Annotated in this window: 24 protein-coding genes; 5 read left to right on the top strand and 19 right to left on the bottom strand. The window is 42.2% G+C overall.

Translation table 11 applies throughout. The annotated features are described in order from the left end of the window. Positions 1-286: 286 nt before the first annotated feature. Together MKY20_RS05925 and MKY20_RS05920 are read right to left on the bottom strand one after the other, a co-directional pair. Entirely contained in the window at positions 287-508 is a 222-nt protein-coding gene (locus MKY20_RS05925; protein WP_251174218.1) for a hypothetical protein, read from the bottom strand. 227 nt (positions 509-735) lie between these two features. Next, entirely contained in the window at positions 736-882 is a 147-nt protein-coding gene (locus MKY20_RS05920) for a hypothetical protein (RefSeq protein ID WP_251266829.1), read from the bottom strand. Positions 883-1,630: 748 nt separating this feature from the next. On the opposite strand from MKY20_RS05920, the gene MKY20_RS05915 reads away from it, so the two are divergent. Together MKY20_RS05915 and MKY20_RS05910 are read left to right on the top strand one after the other, a co-directional pair. After that, on the top strand, positions 1,631-2,680 hold the full coding sequence (locus MKY20_RS05915) for a tetratricopeptide repeat protein (RefSeq protein WP_251174219.1): 1,050 nt from the start codon (positions 1,631-1,633) through the stop codon (positions 2,678-2,680). Positions 2,681-2,691: 11 nt separating this feature from the next. Further along, complete coding sequence (locus MKY20_RS05910) at positions 2,692-3,588, top strand: hypothetical protein (RefSeq protein ID WP_251174220.1); 897 nt, start codon at positions 2,692-2,694, stop codon at positions 3,586-3,588. A 223-nt stretch (positions 3,589-3,811) separates the two neighbouring features. On the opposite strand, the gene MKY20_RS05905 is transcribed toward MKY20_RS05910, so the two are convergent. From MKY20_RS05905 to MKY20_RS05895, 3 genes are all read right to left on the bottom strand, one after another. Continuing rightward, complete coding sequence (locus tag MKY20_RS05905; RefSeq protein ID WP_251174221.1) at positions 3,812-4,042, bottom strand: hypothetical protein; 231 nt, start codon at positions 4,040-4,042, stop codon at positions 3,812-3,814. A gap of 46 nt (positions 4,043-4,088) precedes the next feature. After that, positions 4,089-4,976, bottom strand: a complete 888-nt coding sequence (locus MKY20_RS05900; protein ID WP_251174222.1) for a helix-turn-helix domain-containing protein — start codon at positions 4,974-4,976, stop codon at positions 4,089-4,091. Between the two features lie 352 nt (positions 4,977-5,328). After that, on the bottom strand, positions 5,329-5,484 hold the full coding sequence (locus MKY20_RS05895) for a hypothetical protein (protein ID WP_251174223.1): 156 nt from the start codon (positions 5,482-5,484) through the stop codon (positions 5,329-5,331). Positions 5,485-5,811: 327 nt separating this feature from the next. Between MKY20_RS05895 and MKY20_RS05890 the strand changes: the two genes are divergently transcribed. From MKY20_RS05890 to MKY20_RS05880, 3 genes are all read left to right on the top strand, one after another. Then, positions 5,812-6,693, top strand: a complete 882-nt coding sequence (locus tag MKY20_RS05890; protein ID WP_251174224.1) for a helix-turn-helix domain-containing protein — start codon at positions 5,812-5,814, stop codon at positions 6,691-6,693. A gap of 141 nt (positions 6,694-6,834) precedes the next feature. Next, on the top strand, positions 6,835-7,896 hold the full coding sequence (locus MKY20_RS05885; protein ID WP_217026283.1) for a C40 family peptidase: 1,062 nt from the start codon (positions 6,835-6,837) through the stop codon (positions 7,894-7,896). Positions 7,897-7,993: 97 nt separating this feature from the next. Continuing rightward, positions 7,994-8,293, top strand: a complete 300-nt coding sequence (locus tag MKY20_RS05880) for a hypothetical protein (protein WP_251174225.1) — start codon at positions 7,994-7,996, stop codon at positions 8,291-8,293. 40 nt (positions 8,294-8,333) lie between these two features. Here the strand turns inward: MKY20_RS05880 and MKY20_RS05875 are convergent, their stop codons facing one another. The 14 genes from MKY20_RS05875 to MKY20_RS05810 all read right to left on the bottom strand — a co-directional run bounded on the left by MKY20_RS05875 (position 8,334) and on the right by MKY20_RS05810 (position 23,403). Further along, on the bottom strand, positions 8,334-9,548 hold the full coding sequence (locus tag MKY20_RS05875; RefSeq protein WP_251266828.1) for an efflux RND transporter periplasmic adaptor subunit: 1,215 nt from the start codon (positions 9,546-9,548) through the stop codon (positions 8,334-8,336). Between the two features lie 15 nt (positions 9,549-9,563). Beyond that, a complete protein-coding gene (locus MKY20_RS05870; RefSeq protein WP_159345230.1) occupies positions 9,564-10,226 on the bottom strand; it encodes a hypothetical protein in 663 nt (220 codons plus the stop codon). A 502-nt stretch (positions 10,227-10,728) separates the two neighbouring features. Then, positions 10,729-12,075, bottom strand: coding sequence for a hypothetical protein (locus MKY20_RS05865; RefSeq protein ID WP_251266827.1), 1,347 nt, complete (start codon positions 12,073-12,075; stop codon positions 10,729-10,731). 17 nt (positions 12,076-12,092) lie between these two features. Further along, a complete protein-coding gene (locus tag MKY20_RS05860) occupies positions 12,093-13,199 on the bottom strand; it encodes a tartrate dehydrogenase (protein WP_019380744.1) in 1,107 nt (368 codons plus the stop codon). A gap of 11 nt (positions 13,200-13,210) precedes the next feature. After that, positions 13,211-13,972 (bottom strand): 3-oxoacyl-ACP reductase FabG, encoded by a 762-nt coding sequence (gene fabG, locus MKY20_RS05855; RefSeq protein WP_217026278.1) that lies wholly within the window; start codon positions 13,970-13,972, stop codon positions 13,211-13,213. A gap of 11 nt (positions 13,973-13,983) precedes the next feature. Then, positions 13,984-14,946 (bottom strand): NAD(P)H-dependent flavin oxidoreductase, encoded by a 963-nt coding sequence (locus MKY20_RS05850; RefSeq protein WP_251174230.1) that lies wholly within the window; start codon positions 14,944-14,946, stop codon positions 13,984-13,986. Next, positions 14,943-15,356, bottom strand: a complete 414-nt coding sequence (locus tag MKY20_RS05845) for a PaaI family thioesterase (RefSeq protein WP_019380741.1) — start codon at positions 15,354-15,356, stop codon at positions 14,943-14,945. The genes MKY20_RS05850 and MKY20_RS05845 overlap by 4 nt, the downstream gene beginning before the upstream one ends. Next, the gene (locus MKY20_RS05840) at positions 15,353-16,363 is read right to left on the bottom strand and encodes an NAD(P)-dependent oxidoreductase (RefSeq protein ID WP_174750864.1); all 1,011 of its coding nucleotides are present in this window, start codon (positions 16,361-16,363) and stop codon (positions 15,353-15,355) included. The genes MKY20_RS05845 and MKY20_RS05840 overlap by 4 nt, the downstream gene beginning before the upstream one ends. Before the next feature lie 25 nt (positions 16,364-16,388). After that, a complete protein-coding gene (locus MKY20_RS05835; RefSeq protein ID WP_251174231.1) occupies positions 16,389-17,579 on the bottom strand; it encodes a thiolase family protein in 1,191 nt (396 codons plus the stop codon). Positions 17,580-17,582: 3 nt separating this feature from the next. Further along, on the bottom strand, positions 17,583-18,743 hold the full coding sequence (locus MKY20_RS05830) for an acyl-CoA dehydrogenase family protein (RefSeq protein WP_217026273.1): 1,161 nt from the start codon (positions 18,741-18,743) through the stop codon (positions 17,583-17,585). 13 nt (positions 18,744-18,756) lie between these two features. Next, positions 18,757-19,536, bottom strand: a complete 780-nt coding sequence (locus tag MKY20_RS05825; RefSeq protein WP_284521548.1) for an enoyl-CoA hydratase/isomerase family protein — start codon at positions 19,534-19,536, stop codon at positions 18,757-18,759. A gap of 11 nt (positions 19,537-19,547) precedes the next feature. Next, on the bottom strand, positions 19,548-20,393 hold the full coding sequence (locus MKY20_RS05820; RefSeq protein ID WP_019380736.1) for a 3-hydroxyacyl-CoA dehydrogenase: 846 nt from the start codon (positions 20,391-20,393) through the stop codon (positions 19,548-19,550). 11 nt (positions 20,394-20,404) lie between these two features. After that, positions 20,405-22,369 (bottom strand): TRAP transporter permease, encoded by a 1,965-nt coding sequence (locus MKY20_RS05815; RefSeq protein ID WP_217026456.1) that lies wholly within the window; start codon positions 22,367-22,369, stop codon positions 20,405-20,407. A 35-nt stretch (positions 22,370-22,404) separates the two neighbouring features. Beyond that, positions 22,405-23,403, bottom strand: coding sequence for a TAXI family TRAP transporter solute-binding subunit (locus MKY20_RS05810; protein ID WP_251174232.1), 999 nt, complete (start codon positions 23,401-23,403; stop codon positions 22,405-22,407). Between the last annotated feature and the right edge of the window lie 6 nt (positions 23,404-23,409).

Here is a 23,409-nt window from a genome sequence, read left to right as displayed (position 1 = left end):
ACCATTTATATTGGGAGCGATTCCATTAGAATCCCTTAAATTTTCAGGTTGCAAGCAATTTATTTAATCAAAATATTTATGGCTGGATAAGAAGCTTTTCGAGATTTGGGGTAAACATTTATGAGGCACTAGTTTTTATATAATAAGAATTGTTCTGAACCGCCACATAATCTTGGCAGACTATCATTTCATTGAGGAAAGTGTAAAATCGCGGCGAAACAGAACAGAATAGAAATTTTTTAAGGAATCCTTTATGTGCTTATTAAATTACCGAGTTTTTATATGATTAATGTAGTGCTGATGATGCTTTATTGGAAACTTTATAGAGGTTTTCGAGGCATTCTTTTTTGATGCGATCATGGCAAGTAAAGTCATTGCGGATTTCTGCTTCCAGTTGTGAAACGATTATTGAAAGGTGCTCATCTTTCCTTCTTATAATTTGCTTACAAGATATATAATTTTCAATCTTTTGTTCATAATATTCAATAGTTCCAAATAATGGGCTCAAACAAGTTTCCTCTTTTATTTTATTTCCCGCTTATTAAGCCATTTCCCCCCTACTGCATAATCAAACTATAATTTTCAGAATTTTTCATCTGAAAGGGTTTATCAGGCATACGATTCTAAGATAGTCGTATAAATGCATAAGAGATTATTCTGAACAGCAAAGCCACCTGATTATCCCACACTGTTCACTGCCAAATAAAAAAGAGCCTAATAGGCTCCCGAATTTTCTCAAAGGTATTGTATTAATTTTGTATGGTGATATTTTGATTTTCTATAGAGGTTAATAAAAAGGGTTGAAGATGAAGTTCCGCCTAAGATCGTGTTATAAGCAAGGAACCAAAACTTATGCCATTTAATCTTTAATTTCTTGACCATTTTCATCACTCCTTATTAACTTTCCTCCAGCTTAACAAAGGATTATTAAGTCTTCATTAAGTGAATGTAAATTATGGGGTATATATATATATATATATTTTGATCCATAGTAAAGGGTGCATAGAGTAACATCAATTCCTTTTATCCAACGATTTCAAAATTCTAGGCCCCTATAAAAAAAGCAAATTAGTCTCAAAGGACTTTTAGTAAAAATAATGTCTGTCCTCAATTTCTTCTTTGTAATCATACTCTTCATATTCGTCTTCTTGGTTCTCTGTCATATTTGGTGAAGTAACATTTATTATATTTCTTATCATCATTTATCACCTCAGTAATATAATTACTCCTGATATCATTGTATAAACTCTTGTTTGTGTAAAATTAGAGAACCTTTTGAACATCTTATGCTTCTTATACGCAATCCGAAAATAAAAAGGAGATAGCGCAGATGCCTACCTCCCTTATATCGCACATCGGTGGTTCAAGTATTCATTTATTAACTTAAACTACTCTTCGAATTTCTTTTCAATTTCAAGAGTGGCATTTTGATAGCTTTCCTCAAAAAGTATTTGATTGCGCTATTTTTATATTTATAGTAGATACATAATGCATATAGTAAAATAGTTTTAGGAAATATTAAACGTTAGCCATTTTATGCTTGTAATAGTTATCAGCATCTATCTTGCCTTTCCCAGCATAATATAATACTAGTGTCTGTGTCTAAAAAGTTAACTAAAGGGTGACAAAAATGGAAGCAAATGCTCTCATCCAGCCCACTTTTGCCGAGCGATTTACCGGTCTTCCTCCCCATACAACAAGGGAGTATGAACTTAAGCTCACAAAGGTGGCTGAAACATTGAGTGAAACCGAATACAATGAATGGACTTTATATCTTGAAAACAGCATGAACTCGGAGCAGAATCCCTCCATACTTTTTTCCATATTTGTCGTTTTATCTACATATGCACGAAGAATGAAAAACATAAGCCACTTTAAGGAAATCGTCGACAGGTTTGGCGAAAGATTTATTGAGTATCCTTTATACCCGCATATTCTTTCCCTTTTATATAAGGAAATCGGAACCGCTGAAGCGATCGAACAGGCTGTGACTTTTGCCAAAGAAGCCTCACAAAAGTTGCCGAATCAGGTAGGCGTCCTTCATAATTATGCTGAGGCCATTATTCATGCGAGAGAGAACGGAATGATGATTACCGAGGAAGAATTACAGGATGCAGGACAAATCATCAATCGTGTTATTCATTTAACGCCACGATATGCCAAGTTCTATTGTACAAGAGGAAGAATACTTGCTGCGATGGGAAGGTTCAGCGAAGCAAAGGAAGCGATCCGAAGAGCCATAGATATGGAGGAATCCGAAAAAAAAGATTATGCCATTCGGATTAATGACTACCTATTCCATCTAAATAAGGTTCAGACAAACGAATTCTCTCAGGTCTTCTCTGACAAAATTGCCATCACTGAAAAGAGTTTTGATGTAGCTAAGCAGGAAATCGATCAATCCATTTCTAAGTTAAAATCGGAAAACCTGCAAATGCTTGGCTTTTTCACTGCCATCATCAGCTTTACCATCGGATCTTTAAATATTCTTGGCAATCGGGACTTCCTCGAGAGCGCCTTGCTTATATTAATTCTTTCAGGTTCACTCGTTTTAGCTTTCGTTGGATTCGGATTGCTTTTTCAAACGAAAATACAGCACCCCTGGAGAACGGTGTCTATAAGCTTAACATCAGCATTGGTTATTATCGGTTCTCTTATCGCTTATTACTTTATAAAATAGGTGGTTTTCATATGCAAATCAAGACGGTTTTCACAATAGGAGATAGAGATATTAACGAAGACGCAATTGTTGTTGATCCTCAACAGAACATTTTTGCGGTAATTGACGGGGCAACCGGCCTTGGCGGTCTGCCAGGCTCACTGGCATCCGGGCTGATAAAAAAAGCTTTGGAAAAAGAAGCATTCTCACCGCTAAGGGATAAGATCATTGAAGGCAATACAGATCTGAGGGAGACAACGGAGAGCTCAAATAAAGAGCAGCATCTCCTAGAGCAAATCCCTAAGCACGAAAGAAGCTCTTGCGGTCTGGCTGCCATTCAGATTCATAAAAATGAAGATGGAACAGCCGCTTCAATGGATTGGGCATCAGCTGGCGATTGCATGCTTTTCCTGCAGTTTAAGGATCAATCCATCCGGCAGGTCACCTTCGACCATATCGACCGGCTCGACAATGAAGCGATCATGCTCATGCAAAAAGAATGGGACAATTATTTAAATGGTATTTCCACAATAGAGGATGTTTCAATAGAGGAGCTGAAGAGGAAGCACCAACTTTTTAGGAAGAATGTTCAGGAATTGCTCCAGGCGAACCGGAATAAGCTGAACACCCCTGAGGGCTATGGGATTATTGACGGTTCCCATGAAGCTGCAGATTTTCTGGAATATGGGCATATTCCGCTTATAGCTGTAAATAAGATCCTTTTGCTGTCTGATGGTTTAAAGCTGCATTCCCGCCGAGGTTCGGACCAGGAGGAAACCTGGCTTACAACAGCAAAGATGGCCTTTGAAAAAGGGCTGGATGAATTGGAGAAGTATATTCTGCAGCTGGAAGAATCCGATCCTGCCTGCTTATTTTATCCAAGGTTAAAACAGCACGATGATAAATCAGGCATATTGATAGAGTTGTAAACAAAGCCGTCCGATTGATTGGGCGGCTCTTTTTCCAGGATTAACAGAACCACTACTTCGAAACTTCATGGCACTTCCTCATATAGGATTTTCGTGTCTATTACTTAAGATAGGACCGCGAACACTTACTTTCTCAATATCTATTTAATATAGGGTATCTGGCAATCCTTTAGCCAAAATAAAAAAACGGGAAAATTCCCGTTTTTAATAGAAGACTGATATATTAATGCTCTGATGGAATCCCGTATGTTGAAAATGCCGGACTGTGTTCTGAAGGAATACCAGCTAGTTCGAAAGTTTTGCCAACACTATGTTCTGATGGAATGCCGGCTAACTCTACCGGTTTGACAACACTATGCTCTGATGGAATGCCTGCCTCCTGGTTCCCCGCGAAGGAAGCTCCAACCCCAATTACACCTAATGCCAATGCTCCTGCTAAAATTAATTTTTTCACGACATTGACTCCTCTCTTTTTCATAATTTATTGAATTATTTATATATTAACATCTATTGAGTAATTTTTCCATTTCCGATTCAACAATTTGGATGAATTTATCATTTTTCTGCAGCTGCAGGATATAAATAGCTTTTTGAAGAAACTCAATTCCCTTTTCTTTATTGCCAAGTTTTATATGATTCTCTCCGCTTTGATAGTGCAGGTTGGCAAACAAATATTGGATTTCTTCATGTATGCAAATATCAATTCCCTTTTGGCAATACACCAGCGATTCCTGGAATTCACGGACCTCTGTCAAGGCCTGGGATAAGCCGAATAGAATCCTGACTTTCCCTCTGCTCTCAAGGATATGCGGCAGCTTTTCCAAATCATTAAGTGCCTTTTTGAACAACGATATGGCTTCCTTATAATGATTCATATCTTTATATAAAATAGCGATGCTTGCTAGTATTTCGACTTCTCTTTCCGTTAAGTTGACCCTTTTTTCATTTGTAAGATCTAAAGCGCCATGCAATATTTGGATCGCTTTATCAAAATCATTTTCAAGATAAAAAACACAGATCCCCTGATGCCAGACTAGGAATTGCTTCAGCATGACAGGCTGAAAAATGGGATTATCCAGTTCCTTTTGCACAATTTCATAGATGGCCTGATAATTCCAATTCCGCTTGTGCTTATTAATAATTTGCATAACAGCTGTAGAATAATTTATGGTAGACTTCGAGGCAATATTAAAGAAGTACGTAAGATCAATATTCATTTTATTTGCTAATTGATTCAGCGTTTCCAGACTTGGATACGCTTTCTCTCTCTCAAAAGAAATAAGTTCTTCCTCTGAACATATTCCCTCTGCAAGCTCCTTAACACTTAACCCTTTATACTGACGAAAAGATTGTAAGCTGTCGCCAATTAAATACTCACTTAAATTCATCAGCTTTCCCTCACTTAGTATGATTAATAGTATTATTTTACCACAAAAGGTATAATATCGTTTAATATAGATTCAGGTGTGTTCAGAAACTGCATCAGTCTATATGCTGTTTGTGGAGTGCATGCTTTAAAGATGAACTGATATGGAGAAAAACTCTTCGCAGCTTATTTAAAATTAGCCCCACTATAATATTATTCGATATTCCCTGCAAATATCCTTTCATTAATTAAAAATTTTATAAATGACTGCCTTCAAAGTGATGGAAGCTTTATTCACTTTTTAATACAAAATAAAAACCCTTCTATAAAGAGGGTTAAGTATGCATCCATATTCTATGTCCCAGTTGATATCGTTAATTCCCCACTATTTTTCTCAGGTCATTTTCAATCTCTGAAAGAAGCTGGTTTACGCTCATTTCCTTTTCCCCAACTCCGATTTCATATACTTTTGTAAGCATCTCGAAAAAAAGCTCATTTATCGTTTTGTGATCCTCATTATTTTCCAGCACCTTTTTGCTCCTCCTATTTTCCTAGCAATCTATGACAACATTCTATTTCTTTTTTGGTTATTTGACAATATTTTTCCAATTAAAAACATAAAAAGAACCGCTTCCTCTTGTGGAACCGGCTAAAATTGGAGATTTAAAAGGATGTTCCTTCAGTTGCAGTTAGGATTTCCTCCTAAAAGCAATTCACATTTTTATTAAAACATTAATATGCAATTCATGTATCATTGATAATTACTCATTTTTTATGGGTTTCAGGGAGAAACCTCTTGTTTATATGGATTTTCAATAGTAAATATAACTATAAGAATATTTTTAGGAGGGTATTGTTTGGACTTTTCTGCGATTGGAAAAAAAATCAAAGAGTTAAGAAAAGCAGCAGGGCTTTCCCAAAAAGACCTGGCAAAGGATATATGTACACAGGCGCAAATCAGCAAAATTGAAAAAGGCGATGTCCTTCCTTTGGCATCCACTTTATATTTCATTTCACAGAGGCTGGGTGTAGATATCAATTATTTCTTTGAGCACGGAACGACCCCTAGGCTTGATTATGTTCAGGAGGTTAATAACCAGCTTAGAATAGCCAGGCGCAACCTTGATTACCCCCTCATAAAAGGGATTGTGGAATCAGAAGAAAGGAATCCCCTCTTTACATCCAACAAGAGAAATTTCCAGATTCTTCTCTGGCATAAAGGGATTTACAAATACCATGTCGATCACCAGTTAGAAGAAGCACTTCTATTCATCGATAGAGCCATCGATTTGACATTCGAGAAAGTGTGGAGTGAAAGGGAAATCGAGATTCTCAATAGCAAAGGAATATTTTTATATGAAGCAGGGAGATACACAGAGGCCCTTTCTATCTATCTTCAAGCAATGTATCATTTAGAAGGAATCCTATATTTAAATGATGAAACCGTCCGAAGCAGGCTTCTTTATAATACGGCCAAAACCTATACAGACTTAAAGGATTTTGATCGCTCTACCAAGCTTTGCAATGAGGCTATTGAAAGCTGCTTAGAGAAGGATCAGCTATTTCTATTAGGGCATCTTCATTATCATATTGGATTTAATTATGAACTCCAAGAACAGCTTGTTTTGGCAAAAAAATATATGGAGCAGGCTCTTGATATCTTTCGCCTTCAAAGAGATGAACGATATAATGACTTTATACTTGGAAAAGTGGCAATTTTCGACAGAAATATTCAGTAGGAAGCACGACATAAGTCGACAGTCCTTTATTATTGTAAAATAATAGTTAGTTTTTTGTATAATCATGTAAAAATATGATCTTTTTGGACGATATATGTGATAAAATGGTACCAAAATATGTCCAAGGAGTGATTCGGAAAAGTGAAAAAACAGATGGTTTCAATTGCTGCTGCAGCAATGCTTTCTTCTGCCTTTGCCTCTCAGGCTTCCGCCGATACATACACAGTTAAAAAAGGAGATACCCTGTATCATCTGGCTATTAAATACAAAACGACTGTTACGGATATTAAAAAAGCCAATAACTTAAGTTCTGATTTTCTATCAATCAATCAAAAACTCGAAATACCAGGGGCAGCAGAGAAGCCTGAATCCAATCAGCCATCAGGCGGAAACACAGCACCTGCACCAGCTAATACAGCCAAAAGCTATACCGTTAAAAGCGGGGATACTCTATCTAAAATTGCCTTAAATCATAATATTAGTCTAAAAGATTTAATGAGCTGGAATGGCCTTAGCACACACTTAATCTACCCAGGACAAGTCTTTAAGGTTTCAAAGTCTGCTGGTAACACTTCAGGAGATTCCCAAGGGCAGACAGGTTCAGCACCTGCACCGTCAAGCCCTGCAAATGGCGGCAGTTCTGAGGTATATGTAGTTAAAAAAGGGGATACTCTAGGCGGCATTGCTGCTAGGTATAAAACTACTGTTCAACAGATTAAAGCGTGGAATAAACTAAGTTCTGATTTAATTCTGATCGGACAAAAGCTAAACTTAAGTGCAGACAAGGATTCAAATGAATCTGTTTCCAGCGGGAAGCCAGGAAATAATGAGCAGACAAGCGGAGCAGCAGCATCGGTTCTTGCCGAAGCCCAAAAGCATGTAGGTGTTCCATACCAATGGGGCGGCCAAACACCTTCAGGCTTTGACTGCAGCGGATTCATCTATTATGTCCTAAAACAGACAGGCTCCAAAATGGGACGCTACTCTTCAGAAGGCTACTACAGCCGCTCTTTTTATGTGAATACGCCTCAGCCTGGCGATTTAGTATTTTTCGAGAATACATATAAGAAAGGCATTTCTCACTTAGGTTTCTATGTAGGAAATAATAAATTTATCCACGCTGGCTCATCAGGCGTTGAAGTTTCCAGTCTGGATAATTCGTATTGGAAGAGCCATTTTGATGGATTTAAACGTTTTTACTAGGACACCTTTTTACAGGTGTCTTTTTTCATATTTTGGAAGGAGTATACATATATTTTGAAGAATGATATAGATAGCGGGGTCTAAAGGAGGAGATCAGATGAACATCGTAGGCATTATTACATTTTTGTCCTTATCTTTATTATTAACGAGTCTTCTTTTAATTTATTCCAAGCTTCAGCATCAGACGCCAATAAAGCTGGCTGCCATTATTGTTTTTTTCCTTTTGAATGCAGTACCCCTTGTGTATATCGTCTATACTGAGCAAAGCATGAACTATGCGAGTAACTCTTTTTCACTTGGCTCAGCCTTTATGATTGTATGGCTGATTACAGCCGTGATTATGTTTATCGGCATCCTGTTCAGATCCCGATCTGGTAACGAAGATCCTTATTATTAGGCATAAAAGAACCAGCAGCATATATGGCTGCTGGTTTTCTCTATCTGGAAAGAAGTCCTCTGGCTGCATATTTCAGCATATCTTTCTTTCTTAAATCCTTTAAGTCTTTCTTTTTAAGCTTTGCCACTTCTAATGGTGTGATAAATGGAAAGCCCGTTTTGAGAAATGGCGGCCGTTCGAGAAGCACGAGTTCCCCCGTCTCCACCCCTTCCTTCACTTCCTGGGTCTTTCCGATTTTCAGCCCTGTTTCAATTGTCTTTCGTTCAAGCCTGCCGTTTTGCTGGATTGCATATGTATACGAGCCCTTTTTCACCTTCTTCACCGCTTCAGCAGGAACAGTCAGGGTATCTTCCACTTCATTCGTAACAATACGCAAATCGACATGCTCTCCATGGAAACTTTCAAACTCAGGTGCTTCGTTCATAGCAATCGTAAATTCAAAGCGGCTTTCTGTTTCCGCGTGTGGTTCTGATGTTGGATACTTTAAGACTTTTTCAAGGGTTCCGTCTATTTTTTTGTTGCTGCCTTTTGGAATGATGAATACCTTCATTCCTTCTGCCGCTTTATGAATTTCCTGCTCTGTAAAAACCCCCTCGACCTTTTGCTCATTCGAAATGATGGTTACAACTGGATTGGTAAGGTCATTCTTAATGCTTTTGACCGTTCCCTCTACTTCACTTTCCACAGTCAGATTAGACAGGCTTTCGTCCGCAGCATCCATCAAATCCTCGTACTTTTGGATTTCACTTTCAAGCCTGCTGACCTGCAGCTCCTTTTCAGCAATATCCCGTTCAACCGTTTGAATCATATATGCATTTGGATTTGGTTCATCTTCTTCTGCAGGTGTGAGGGCAAGTGTTCTCTGCATGCTTTCCAAATCTCTGATATGACTTTCTATGCTGGTTTGTTCACGTTCCAGTTTTTCTTTTTCTATTTGGAAATTCTCCTTCGTCAGGGCTATATCATCCGGTGAGTATTCGAATAAGCCTGTACCCGGCTGAACTTCATCCCCTTTTTCTACAAGGAAGCCCTTGAATGTGCCGGTTGTATTCTCATAGTATAGGTGATGCTCTTCCTTTGGAGCCAGGACACCCTTTGCCGGCATGGTCTCAAGGAGGTCCTGTTTTTTCACAGCCGTCCATTCATCAATATAGTAGGTTCTGCTGATCTTATCGCTTTTTAAGAAAATCAGGGCAATATTGCAAGCCAGGAACAGCGTCACACCGATAAGCAGCAATCTCAATTTCCACGTCATAGAAGAATCCCTCACTTAAATTAGCTTTTCCAATTGAATGGATGAGAGTAAAGCCGAGACAATCACAAAAAACAGATGCGTTCCGATCAGCATGAATATCAGGAAGCGAGGGCTTCTTTCGGAAACGACTTTTAAGTACTTATATTGCAGGACAAATGTCCATATTTTAAAGAGCGTAATCACGGAAAAGGTATAGATTAAAAGCTCCGGAAATGAGGCCGCCTGAGCGATGATGCCGAGTGAAAATAGCGATGATTCACTGTTTAACCCCAGAATAAGAAAAAGTGGAATGTTTATTGCTTTTTCCATTAAGAGAATCAGCATCACCATCAGCTGAATGCTGATCAGCTTTCGGTATTCAACATCAACTAGCGTCCAAAAAAGCAGCGAGGGCACGAAAATGATCATGGCAGCATAAATAACGCCAAAAACGATTTGTCCGCCGCCAAAGAACAGCTTGTACAGCTCATACTCGCTTCTGGACATATCCGTCAAGCTTCTTGATGTCTGCTCGCTCCCAATGCCGAAGTAGGCACTTAGCCCGTACACTAGCGCGCTCAGCAGCATGACCAGCAGAACCTGCTTCCATAAACCTGACAGTCTCTCCTCTTTCCTCAGCTGATGTGAAATCAAATAAGGTTCCTTTAACCCTCTAAGCAGCGGTACCCGATAGCCCATAAAGTATCCCCCAAAAAATTATCTATTATTCTTTCATTTTAACTTAAAATCAAAATATTGGGAAATAGGTAGAATTGTGGAGAAATAGGTCCAAGAAAGGCTCAAATTATAGCAAAAGACCTTCAAGAGCACATTTTTCCTGATGGTTAGTCCTTATTATACAAAAACAAGTGTCGGAATTTGCAAAAACTTTTGTTGTTTCAGATTAATAGAATGGCGGTATAGATAAGTAAGAATTTTACAACCATGTCCTTGTCACTAGAGAATGAAAAATCGAGGAGGGCTTACTAATGAAAATAAAAGCTGGAAACTGGAGAATGCTGAGTGAGCAGGAGAAGTTATTTATTTTGGAAGCTGTCAGCTTTTTTCAATCTAGAACGAAGAAGAAGTCATAAGTCTTATGGGTTTCAGTCATTTATTAATAAATAGCAGTTAAAAAGGCACCTTTGTATGGAATACGAAAGGTGCCTGCTTATGTCCGGCTCCGCACGCCACGCCCCTGTTAAAACCAATTCAGTATATAAACATACAAAAAGGCCATCCCTGTAACAGAGATAAAGTATACACCATTCCATCTGAATGCAACGGTCAGCCCGTTTTTTTGAACACATTGGCTGATGATGATATTCAGGGCGTTAAGTGGTGAAATGGAAGAAGAAAGCATCCAGGTGAAAATGCACATAAATGCCACACTGACTACCGTAATACCAGGCATTTCGGTAAAGTTCAGCGAGGTTAGGATCAGCGGAATGACGATAATTTGATGGACTCCAATAAAGGCCATTAACGTAACAAACAGGATGATGAACGAGAACAAAGTTCCGATAGACTGCTGTGCTGACCATTGCATGGACTTCTCCAGCAGCTGTTTTACAGGTGTGTGTGAAACAGCGTTGCCAAAAAGACCCGCGCTTAGAAAAAGGCAAATTTCCATCCTCTGTGCCAGTATCTTGCTCTTATAGAGGGAAACTTCTTCCTTTACGGCCTTTTTTTGCTTCCGCAGGACCATCCAGCCTGCCGGCACAATGAAGCAGACCATGCTTACCAGCAATAGCATTGATTTGTGGGAAACATGCTCCATGACAATCAAGAGGAGCACCAGGCCAAGTACAAAGCCGGCCAGCGTGTACAAATCCTTTTTTCTGCCTTTATCAGCTGCCGCGTCTCCAGTTTCCTCCTCAAGTGCAGCTGCCGTCTCCACAGCTCCAGCCGGTCGGAACAGAATCATTCCTGCTGCCATCTGCAATATGGCAAAAACCACACCAAACGCTACATAAGAAAGATACGTGATCTCTAAATAAAACAAAACAATTCCTACTGAAGCAAAGAATGGCGACCAAATAACAGCCGGTGTAAACCCTACATAGTACGACCTTGATAATAACTTGGATGGAATTTTGATGTTTTCCACAAAGCCGTGTACAATCCTTAAGGCCCCCATGTTCAAAATGGGAGCCAGAGTCAGCATAAATGAGCTTATGCCATAAAAAGTATGGGCAGGGCTGTTTTTCAGTTCATTTAAATACGTTATAACTGTGTCAATAATTCCTTCCCTTCTTAAGGGAATGGACAGAAGCGGAGCCAGAATGAGAATGGCCAGCAGGGCCATATTCTGAGTGATGCCCTCAATCAGCAGCAGGCCCCTATCCCCGACTGCATAATGAATGAAAATCCCCGCAGAGAATAGGCCCAGTGTAAATATCCTGCCCTTCCTATCCAATAACGGCACCATGGTGAAAAAGACCGCTGCAGCCGCCATATTAAAAATAAAGCTAATGTACATATTCGGCACAAATGCCTCAAGAATATAAAGAAAACACATGCTTAATACGAGAGAAAACCGTATCATAGGAACCCTTCTCTCTATTATTTAACTCCACTGGAAGGACTTTTAACCTTAGCCGGAGCATAACTGCTTAAAAGCTCCATAAACTCATTGCCAAGCTGATCCGTTGAAGCTTTTCCGCCCAGATCCGGAGTTAGTGAACTCTTATGCTGAAGCAGGTCTTTCATCGTTTTCAGGATGGCGCTTCCCCAGGCCGGTTCTCCAAAATGATCCATCATCTGGCTGACGGACCAGATGGCAGCCAGCGGGTTGGCAAGACCTTTCCCGGCAATGTCCGGTGCGGATCCGTGAATAGGCTCGAACATGGATGGAAACTCCCTTTCAGGATTGATATTCGCTCCCGCAGCCAGCCCGAGTCCCCCTGTAATCGCAGCCCCCAGATCGGTTAGAATGTCCCCGAATAAATTGGAGGTAACGACAATCTCAAATCTTTCCGGCTGCAGAACAAAGTAGAGACTTGCAGCATCCACCAAATAGGAGTAAGTTTTGACATCCGGATATTCTTTCCCCACTTCATCAAATACCTCATCCCAGAACACCATGGAGTAATTCAGTGCATTTGCTTTACTGATGCTTGTTAATGTCTTTTTCTGTTTGCGGGCTTCTTCATATGCATAGCGAATAATGCGTTCTGTTCCTTTCCTTGAAAACACACCGGTCTGCAGGACTACCTCCTCAGGCTTTCCTTTGAAGAGCCAATCCCCTGCTCCAGCATACTCACCTTCACTATTCTCCCTGATAACCAAAAAGTCGATCTCTTTTTCCCCTTTGTTTTTTAGCGGTGTCAGCTCCGGATGCAGAAGTTTAATTGGGCGAATGTTTACATACTGATCAAATTCCTTCCGGATCTTCAGGAGCAGGTCCCACAGTGAAATATGGTCAGGCACACCAGGATAGCCTACTGCCCCCAAATAGATGGCATCGAATCCCTTTAATTGTTCGATTCCATCATCAGCCATCATCTTTCCTTTATCCAAATAATATTGGCAGCCCCATGGGAACTCTGTAAAAGAAAAGGATAAACCGAGATCAAGTTCCTCTATTTTTTTTAATACTTTTACTCCTTCTGCCACCACCTCCGGGCCTATTCCATCTCCAGGGATCAGTGCAATATTCCAATGCTTCATATCATAACCTCCTATGCTTTTGGGCCTCCGGCAACATATAAGACCTGACCGCTAATAAATGAGGATGCGGGACTGGCAAAAAAGCTTGCCGCCTGTGCGATATCCTCTGGAGTGCCTGCTCTATTTACCGGAATTTGCTTTACTTTGGATTCAATTAATTCCTGAAAGGAAATGCCAAGCCGTTCTGCGACTGCTTTTGTCATTTCTGTCTTAATAAACCCAGGTGCAATGGCATTAACGGTAATATTGTATTTTCCCAGTTCAATAGCCAGTGTTTTCGTAAATCCCTGGATCCCTGCTTTTGCCGCTGCGTAATTGGCCTGCCCCCTGCTTCCCAGAGCTGATACGGAAGATAGATTGATGATTCTTCCATATTTGTTCTGAACCATTAATTTCTGGGCATATTTACTGCAGAGGAAAGTTCCCTTCAAGTGAACATTCATGACACTGTCCCAATCATCGGCATTCATCTTAAATAACAGGTTATCCCGGATGATCCCGGCATTATTGACTAAAATGTCCGCCCTTCCATGCCTTTCCTCTATATAGGAAAAAAGCCTTTCCACTTCCTGTTCATTGGTGATATCAGCCTTGAGCATTTCTGCATCAAAGCCTTTTTCCAGCAGTTCATGTCGGGTATCAGCTAAGGCTTCTTCATTAATGTCGACTAAATAGACATATGCACCTTCCGAGGCCAGTCTTCTGGATATTTCCTTTCCTATCCCCCTGCTTGCGCCAGTAACAACAGCCACCTGGTTTTCTTGATTAAACAATGACTTCGCTCCTATCTATTCAAATTCCTGTACAAACATTCAAGCTGCTGTTCGTATTCCTGCACAATATCCTTGATAATCTCTTCTGTCTTTTTTATTTCATCTATTAATCCGATGGTCTGCCCTAATGAGATGACACCGGAATGTTCATTGCCATTTTTAATTAATTCCATATAGGATTCACCGCTTATAAATGGAAAGATCTCCTCTAAAACTGCTCCGTCTTCTTCCTTTTTCAGCAGCTCCAGCGCACGGTCTGTTTTCATCACTCTCATGGCTTTCCCGATTGATTTTTTCACAAGCACGGTATCTGTTTCCTGAAGCTTTATCAATTTGTCTTTGATCGACTCATGGAGTGCTGTTTCCCTGGAAGCCAAAAACCTTGTTCCCATCTGCACACCTTGTGCCCCTAAAGCAAAAGCAGCAAGAGCAGATTTTCCTGTTGAAAACCCTCCTGCTGCAATGACAGGTATCGAAAGCTCCTTTACAGCCTTTTGAATCAAGGTAAGGCTGGTTACATCCTCTTTGCCCGGATGGCCCCCGCACTCATATCCAACCACGACCACTGCGTCGCAGCCAATCGATTCTGCTTTTTTGGCAAATCTTACTGAAGGCACGACATGAACGACTTTTATTCCGTTTGCTTTAAGGCTCTCCATATACTTCTCGGGGTTATTTCCTGAGGTGAAAACAACGGGAACACGGGCTTCGATTGCCCCTTCCACATATTCATCCATTGGCTTGCGGATTCCAAGAGCGATATTTACACCAAATGGTTTGGAGGTGAGCTTTCTTGCCGACTCAATATCCTCCAGCATTTCTTCCTTGGACGAAAAGCTTCCAGCTGTTATCAGGCCGAGTCCGCCTGCATTCGATACGGCGGACACAAGCGGGGATGTTCCAAGTCCTTGAAGCCCTCCCTGGATAATGGGATAGCGGATGTTAAACATCTCTGTAATAGCTGTGTGCATCATCCCTTTTCACCTTTTGATAGCTTAAAGGTTCCGGTGCAATGTCCAATCAGTTCACCGTCTTCATTCTTTAGCCTGCCTTCAATCAATACCGTGCTGCGATTTTGATGAACAATCTCTGCCTCGGAGTAAACCGTACCGTCCATCACAGACTTAAGATATTGAATGTTTAGATGGAGTGTCGCAACCTCATCATATCCCAGAGACCTGCCTGCCATGCCCATTGCTGTATCCAGTATGGATGCATAGATGCCGCCGTGGACAGAATTTCTTACATTTATGAACTCCTTCTGGAGGGGAAGGGCTAATAGAACATGCCCTTCTCTTAATTCCCTTAATTCCAATCCGATAAAGTTCCAGAATGGGCTGCTTTCAAAATCTGTTATGACTTTCTTCAAATGTTCTGGTGTCATGAAAATAACCCCTTCCCTGCTTCGGTCAGTTCAGCTCGATTGACTATTACAGAAAGGTTTTGACCTTGAATGGCACGAATTAAGTTCTCTGCAATCAGCATGGAGGTTTTCCTTGCCGCCTCAAGACTGATTCCGCCAATGTGCGGACTCACGGTTACTTGTTTAAGCTGAAAAAACGGGTGATCAGAAGGCGGCGGCTCATCTGCAAAAACATCGATCCCTGCACCCAGAATTCGATTCTGTTTCAATGCTTCTGCCAAATCTTCCTCGTTGATCACGCCGCCCCTGGCAGTGTTTATCAGTACAGCCGTTTCTTTCATAAGCGACAGTAATTGATAATCTACTAGTTTGTCTGTTTCTATGGTTAATGGAATATGTAAGCTTACAACATCACTTTTAGTAAAAACATTTTCTATAGACGTAGTTAGTTCCACTCCTATTCGGTCAGCCGCTTGCTGTTTTTCTGCATTGACTGTTCTGACATACGCCACAGCTTTCATGCCGAAGCCATGGACTAAAATCCTGGCCGCTTTTTGCGCTATACTCCCAAAGCCAACAAGCCCCAGCTGCTTTCCTTCCAATTCAAGTGTAAAATCCCCATCCCTTGACTGAAAGTTCCCACTCCTGGTTTCCCTGTTAAAATAAGCCGTTTTTTTCATCACCGCTAAAAGCAGGCTCACTGCATGTTCTGCCGTGGCGGTACTGTTGAGCTTTGGTGCATGCAAAACGGGTATTCCCTTTTTCGTCGCATATCCGACATCAATATTATCAAGTCCGACTCCCGCACCCGAAATGGCTTTTACCTGCCGGCAGCAGTCCAGAATGGCAGGTGTGATCCTTGCCGGAGCCCGAAGGATGATTCCGTCGACATGATGAATCTGGAGGTAATCACATATCTCCTGTTCGTTAAATTCGGTAAACTTCTTCACATCAGCATGTTTGTTCAGCAGATTCTCCCCATCCGCATGATACATGGGGAGAATCTGAACAATATGTGGCCTGTTCATCACAACACTTCCTTCATGAATATTCTTAAACTTGAAGGTTTTCGATTATGGTGGTAATTCCCTGTCCGCCGCCAATACATAGAGTGACCAGTCCATATTTTTCGCCTCTTCGTTCCATCTCGTGCAGCAGCTTTGTCATCAAAATCGCTCCTGTAGCCCCTATCGGATGGCCTAAAGCAATGGCACCGCCATTAACATTCACCTTATTCATATCCATTCCGGATTCACGAATGACCGAAAGTGCCTGAGCTGCAAATGCTTCATTCAGCTCAATCAATCCAATGTCATCCATCGATAAACCACATTGCTTTAGCGCTTTAAATGTCGAGGTGACAGGACCAATCCCCATAATCTCAGGAGATACTCCGCTCACAGCCTGGGCAATGACTTTCGCCTTTGGTTTTAAGCCATATTCATTGACCTTTGTTTCATTCATCATCAAAATGACGGAAGCACCGTCATTGCGGCCGCTGGCATTGCCTGCTGTCACGGTTCCATTTTCCTTAAATACCGCCTTAAGCTTCGAGAGCTTCTCAATATTTGTACTGCGCGGATGCTCATCCACACTAAAAAGCTTTGTTTCTCTTTTTTGCTTATATTCAACCGGGATGATTTCCTTTTCGAAACGGCCAGATTCAATGGCAGCATGCGCAAGCTCCTGGCTGCGAAGCGCAAATTCATCCTGTTCTTCCCTTGAAATAGTATATTTCTCAGCCAGGTTTTCAGCGGTTAATCCCATTGTCAGATTCCCATATTTTTTGATTGGCTGGGAACAAGGCTGGCTTTCGGTATTCGGATCCAGAATTTGTGCATTTCCGGCCTGGAAGCCATAACGGGCGTTCCGGATATAGTATGGCGCTGTGCTCATGCTTTCAGCTCCTCCGGCCACGACTACATCAGAATAGCCGAGCCTGATTTGCATATCCGCATTATTGATGGCCTGAAGACCGGATCCGCATTGGCGGTGAACTGTATAGCCTGTAACCTCAATAGGCAGCTCCGCTCTTAAGGCGGCCAGACGTGCAAGATTGGATGTATCCGCACTTTGCTTGGCCTGACCAAGAATCACCTCATCCACAAGTACATCAGTATGAGAGCGGTTTAATACTTCCCGAATGACCTTCTCTGCAAGATGGTCGACTGGGACGTCTTTTATCGTTCCGCCCATTCTGCCAATAGCCGTCCGGACAGATTCGACAATATATGCTTGATTCATTCCTTACACCCCCACATAGGAAGATTCCCGCTTAAGCTCATTCGCAATGATATTGCGCTGAATCTCAGAGGTTCCTTCGTAGATTTTTGTAATTCTTGCATCCCTGTAGTAGCGTTCAATCGGATAGTCTCTCATATAGCCGATTCCGCCATGGATCTGCACGGCTAAGTCTGCCACTTTGTTATAAACCTCTGAAGCAAATAGCTTCGCAATGGCAGCCTCTTTCACAACCCTCATTTTTTGATCGGTCATCCAGGCAACTCTGAAAGTCATGGATCTAAGCACTTCGATTTGCATGCTGATTTCCGCCAGCATATGCTGAACAGCCTGGACTTCAATGATCGGCTTGCCGAATTGCTCCCGTTCCTGGGTATATTGCAGGCAATGCTCCAGAAGCTTTTCACAGGAGCCAAGGTTTCTGGCAGCCAGGCCAGCTCGGCCATTGGCGAGGATTTTCAGTGCATTGATATATCCCTGTCCTTCTGTACCAAGAACGTTCTCGGCGGGAACCTCCATGTTTTCAAAGAAAAGCTCTGCCGAATGGGAGCCTCTTAACCCCATTTTTTGTTCAACACTCCCAAGGACAAAGCCGGGGAAATCTTTTTCAACTATAAAGGAAGTAATTCCTTTCGCTCCTTTTGCCCGATCCGTTACTGCCATTACGGTAAAGACATGGCCGTCAACTGCATTAGTAATATAATGCTTGGATCCATTTAAAATATATTTGTCCCCTTTTCTGACAGCAGTCGTTTTCAGTGCCGCAGCGTTCGAGCCGGCGCTCGGTTCCGTTAAGGCAAAAGCGCCAATCCATTCCCCCGTGGCCATTTTCGGCAAATATTTTTGCTTTTGCTCTTCTGTACCAAGCTCCACTATTCCGACAGAGCCGATTCCCGTATGCGCCCCTATTAAAGTGGTATAGCCATTATGTGTTTTGCCAAGCTCTTCATAAATGGCGCACTTTCCGACCATGTCAAGCCCGAGCCCGCCATATTCTTCCGGAATGCTTAATCCGAATAAACCCATTTCCTTGGACATCTCCACCAGCTTTTCCGGTATCATATCCTTCTCTTCAATTTCCATCGCCAATGGCTCTGCTTCTTCTTTTACAAATTTACGCACATTTTCTCTTAAAAAATTTATATCTTCAGAAAAATTAAAGTCCATTTCTGTCTCTCCCTTATTGGTTAGTAAACTCCGCCGTTCTTTTTTCCAGGAATGCTGCTGTACCCTCTCTTTTATCCTCTGTTCCAAAAACTACTGCCTGTGAAAGCTTCTCAATCAGCATGGCTGTCTCCAGATCAACATCAAAGCCTTTATGTACGGCAAGCTTTGCCAGCTTGATTGCAACCGGGCCTTTTTTAAGAATCTGAGAGGCAACCTCCTCTGCTTTCCTTTCCAGTTCATCATCTGCTGTAAGGTAAGTTGCAAGCCCGATTCTTTCGGCTTCTTCTCCATCAACGATTTTGCCGGTTAGGATCATATCAAGTGCCCTTCCCTTGCCAACCACCCTGGACAGGCGCTGTGTCCCGCCTGCACCAGGAATGATGCCCAGGTTAAGCTCTGGCAAGCCGAATTTTGCTTTTTTCGCTGCGATTCGAATATCGCAGGCAAGGGCCAGCTCGCAACCTCCACCCAGTGCATACCCCTTTACCGCCGCAATCGTTACTTTGCTGGACTGTTCAATTTTCTTGTAGAGCCCCTGCATGCCCGGAATCAATGCCTCAAGCATTTTTCTTTCATGAAGCTGCTTTATGTCCGCTCCCGCTGCAAAGGACTTTTCCCCTGCTCCCTGGATGATGATGCATCTCACCTCATCATTTGCTTCTGCCCAGCTAAAGGCATCTCCGAGCTCCTGGAGCGTCTCCTGATTTAATGCATTACGCTGTTCAGGACGGTTAATGGTCAGCCACATAACCCCCTGTTCGATTTGAACAAGCAGATTTTCGTATTGATGCACGTTCTCACCCCTTAAGAATATTGATAGAATCCGCTGCCGCTCTTTTTCCCCAGCCGTCCGGCTTTTACATATTTGATAAGCAGCGGACAAGGGCGGTACTTTTCTCCAAGTGTCTGGTATAAATACTCCATATTGCGCAGCCGGGTATCCAAGCCTACTAAATCCGCCAGAGCAAGAGGGCCCATCGGGTGATTAAGCCCCAGCTTCAGGGCTTTATCGATATCTTCAGCAGAGGCTACTCCTTCCATCAGCATGTTCATGGCTTCATTGCCGATCAGGCAATTCATCCGGGAAGTCACAAATCCCGGAAATTCATTCACTTCAACGGTTTCCTTCTTAAGCTTTTCACCGACTTCTTTCACCATGCGGACCGTATCATCAGATGTTTCCAGTCCACGGATAATTTCAATCAGCTTCATCTTGTGGACCGGATTAAAGAAGTGCATGGCCACCACCTTATCGGGCCGTGATGTTTGTGCCCCAATTTCCGTTGGACTCATTGTTGAAGTATTGGTGGCCAGAATGGTTTCCGGAGAACAGATGCTGTCCAGCTTTTTAAAAATATCAATCTTCAATTCTATCTTTTCCAGGACTGCTTCAATAACAAGGTCTGCATTTTCCGCAGCAGCCTCTAAATCTGTTTCAAAATGAAGCCGGTCTTTTGCCTTCCCATATTGGTCTTCTGAAATAAACCCTTTTTGAAGGCTGCCTTCCAATAAGCTATAAATATCGTTTTTGGCTTTATCTATTATTTCCAGATTAATGTCATTCAAGTAAACTTCAAATCCCGAAATGGCACAGGTATAAGCAATCCCTTTTCCCATAACACCTGAACCTACTACTGTGATGGTGTTCATTCTGTTCCCCCTTAGTTTGATAATGTATTGGCCACTGTATTTCTAGGTACAAACTTTTGATATAAAAACATTGCCGCCAGGATGGCAAAGCCGATGATGTCTGATAAAAATCCCGGGTTGACCATCAGAAGAGCCCCGATAAAAAGAACGGCTCTTTCATACCAATATGAATGGCGGAACAGCCATCCTTCTGCAGCCCAGGCAATCCCAATAATTCCAATGATGGAGGTTGCAACAGATAGAATAATATCCGGAACGTCTCCAACAAGAAGCAAGGTTTCCCCGTATACAAACATATAAGGGACAATAAATGCCGCGAGGCCAAGCTTTACTGCAGTTAAGCCTGTTTTCATCGGCTCGGAACCGGCAAGCCCCGCCGCCGCAAATGCAGCCAGTGCTACTGGCGGTGTTATGGCAGATAGTGCTGCAAAATAGAAAACAAACATATGGGCTGCAAGCGGGGATACACCCAGCTCGATTAATGCAGGGATGGTAAGCGGAACCTGTACGATGTATGCCGCAACAGTCGGGAGCCCCATTCCAAGAATGATGCTCGTGATCATCGTGAATACAAGCGTAATGATTAAAATGCCGCCGGATAATTCAATGATCAAACTGCTGAATTTAAGGCCAATCCCGGTAAGCCCAATAATTCCGATGATAAAACCGGATGCCGCACAGGCAATAGCTGTCTCAATGGCAGCTCTGGCTCCTAAGTCCAATGCCTTGAAAATCTTTGAAAAAGATAATCTTGTTGCCCCTTTTAAAGCTGCAACCAATATCGTCACGCCGATAGAGTAAAGACCAGCCTTCATTGGTGAAGAGCCGGATGCAAGCATGACCACAATCACTACTAAGGGGATAAAGAACATGAATCCGGTTTTCAAAACACTCGAAACCTTGGGAAGTTCTTCTTTCTTTAAACCAACAAGCCCCAAACGCCTTGCCCTCATATCGACCTGGAAATACAGGCAGCAGTAATAAAGGACTGCAGGAATTAACGCAGCTACGGCTATGTCCATATAAGGCACACCTAAATAGGAAGCAATGATGAAAGCCGAAGCCCCCATGATCGGCGGCATGATCTGGCCTCCAGTAGAGGAAACCGCTTCAACCGCAGCTGCAAAGTGGCTCTTATAGCCGGTTTTCTTCATTAATGGAATCGTAAAGGCACCAGTTGTAACCGTATTTGCAACAGCGCTCCCTGAAATGGTTCCCAAAATGGAGCTGGCCACGATAGCCGTTTTGGCAGGACCTCCACGATATTTCCCCATACCAGCCACTGATAAATCAATAAAAAATTGACCTGCTCCCGAAACCTCTAAAAACTTTCCGAAGAGGATAAAAAGGAAAATAAAGGTTGCGGATACCCCAAGAGGAGTACTGAAAATACCAGTCACCGTATAAAAGAGGTGATCAATAATCCACATCATTGTAAATTCACGGTGGGAAAGAGACCCAGTAATCAGATGACCCCAAACTCCGTAAACGATGCAAATGAAGATAATAATCACTAGCGTATTTCCAATCACGCGGCGTGTTGCTTCAATCAGCAGCAAACCGGATATGATTCCTATTGCAATTTCCAATGCTGTCAGCGGCTCTATATAACTCATCCGCGATGAAATGACCTGGGAATTCATCACATAATAGGAATAACAAGCAATGGACAAAACCATAAACAGCCAATCATACCAGGGGATGCTTTCATTTTTTGCCGCTTTCTTGGAAGGCTTATAAATGGCAAATGTTAAAGCCAGAGCAAATGCAAGGTGTGCCGACCGCTGCAGGATCGATTCGAATACCCCAAAGAAAGCTGTATACAAATGAAAAAGAGACATTAAGACGGCAATAATTGAAATGATTTTGCCAGCGGCGCCCTTTAATAGGCGCAGCTTGCTGTTCAGATTACCATCTTCATCATATTCCGCTATCATTTTTGAAGCTTCCGCTTCCGTTACGTCGTGTTTAGACATCATTTCACCTTCTTTTTAAAAGGATTATTTTGGTTTTATTTAAGTGCCCCGACTTCCTTGTAATATTTCTCTGCTCCCGGGTGAAGCTTGCCCACATTGTTTTGCACTGAATACTCTGCATTAAAGTCTTTCATAATCGGGGATAATGTTGTCCATGTATCTTTTTCTTCTACCATCATTTTTGTAAGCTTATAAACTGACTCTTCGTCCATTAGATCATCATTAACCAGCAGAACCGTATAGCCGGCAACCGTTTTAACATCTTCTTTCACATTAGAATAAGTTCCGCCTTCAATGTCATATTCCAAATATCCTTCATTTAACTCATGCAGGCCTTTAACTGTTTCATCATCCAAAGGAATCAGGCGAATTCCGAGGGTCGTGTCCAGCTCCTGGAAAGTGGAAACCGGCGCAGAAACCATTCCTACAATCGCATCGATATGTCCATCACGCAGAAGGTCGGCTCCATCTGCCGTTCCGATATATTCAATGCCGCCAAGATCGTCGTAGCTCATGTCATTCAGTTTTAAAATATCCAGGAATGCCAGCTCTCCGCTGTATCCTTTAATTCCCGGGCTAACCTTCTTGCCCTTTAAGTCCTTTACGGATTTAATATCAGAGTCTGCCCGAACAACGATATGGAATACATTTGGATACAGGGTTGCAACGGTGCTGACATTATCGACTTTTTCTTTAAATGCATTGATTCCATTCAATGCCTCAGGTACCGTTTGTCCATTACTGAATCCAAGAGCAAATGTGCCCTGGGCTAAGCCCAAAAGATTGGAAACAGAGCCGCCCTCCACTACCGTAACGGAGGATTCCGGGTAAACTTCCTTCATTTTCTCTCCCATCGCCCCTGACAATGTGTACCAGAAACCGCCAACTGTTGCAGATCCGAAGGCCATATCCCGCGGGGCTCCCTCTACTCCTCCGCCTCCGCTTGCTTCACCGCTGCTTCCCGCCTCATCCGAAGAACAGGCTGCCAATACGACTAACATAAAAGCCATCAACACTGCCAATAATTTTTTCACCTTATT

Origin of the sequence: Cytobacillus sp. FSL W8-0315 (genome assembly GCF_038002905.1) — a bacterium.
GTDB classification, from domain to species: Bacteria; Bacillota; Bacilli; order Bacillales; family Cytobacillaceae; genus Cytobacillus; species Cytobacillus pseudoceanisediminis.
The sequence above is the reverse complement of the archived record's forward strand: the minus strand, read 5'-3'. Positions and strand labels throughout refer to the sequence as shown.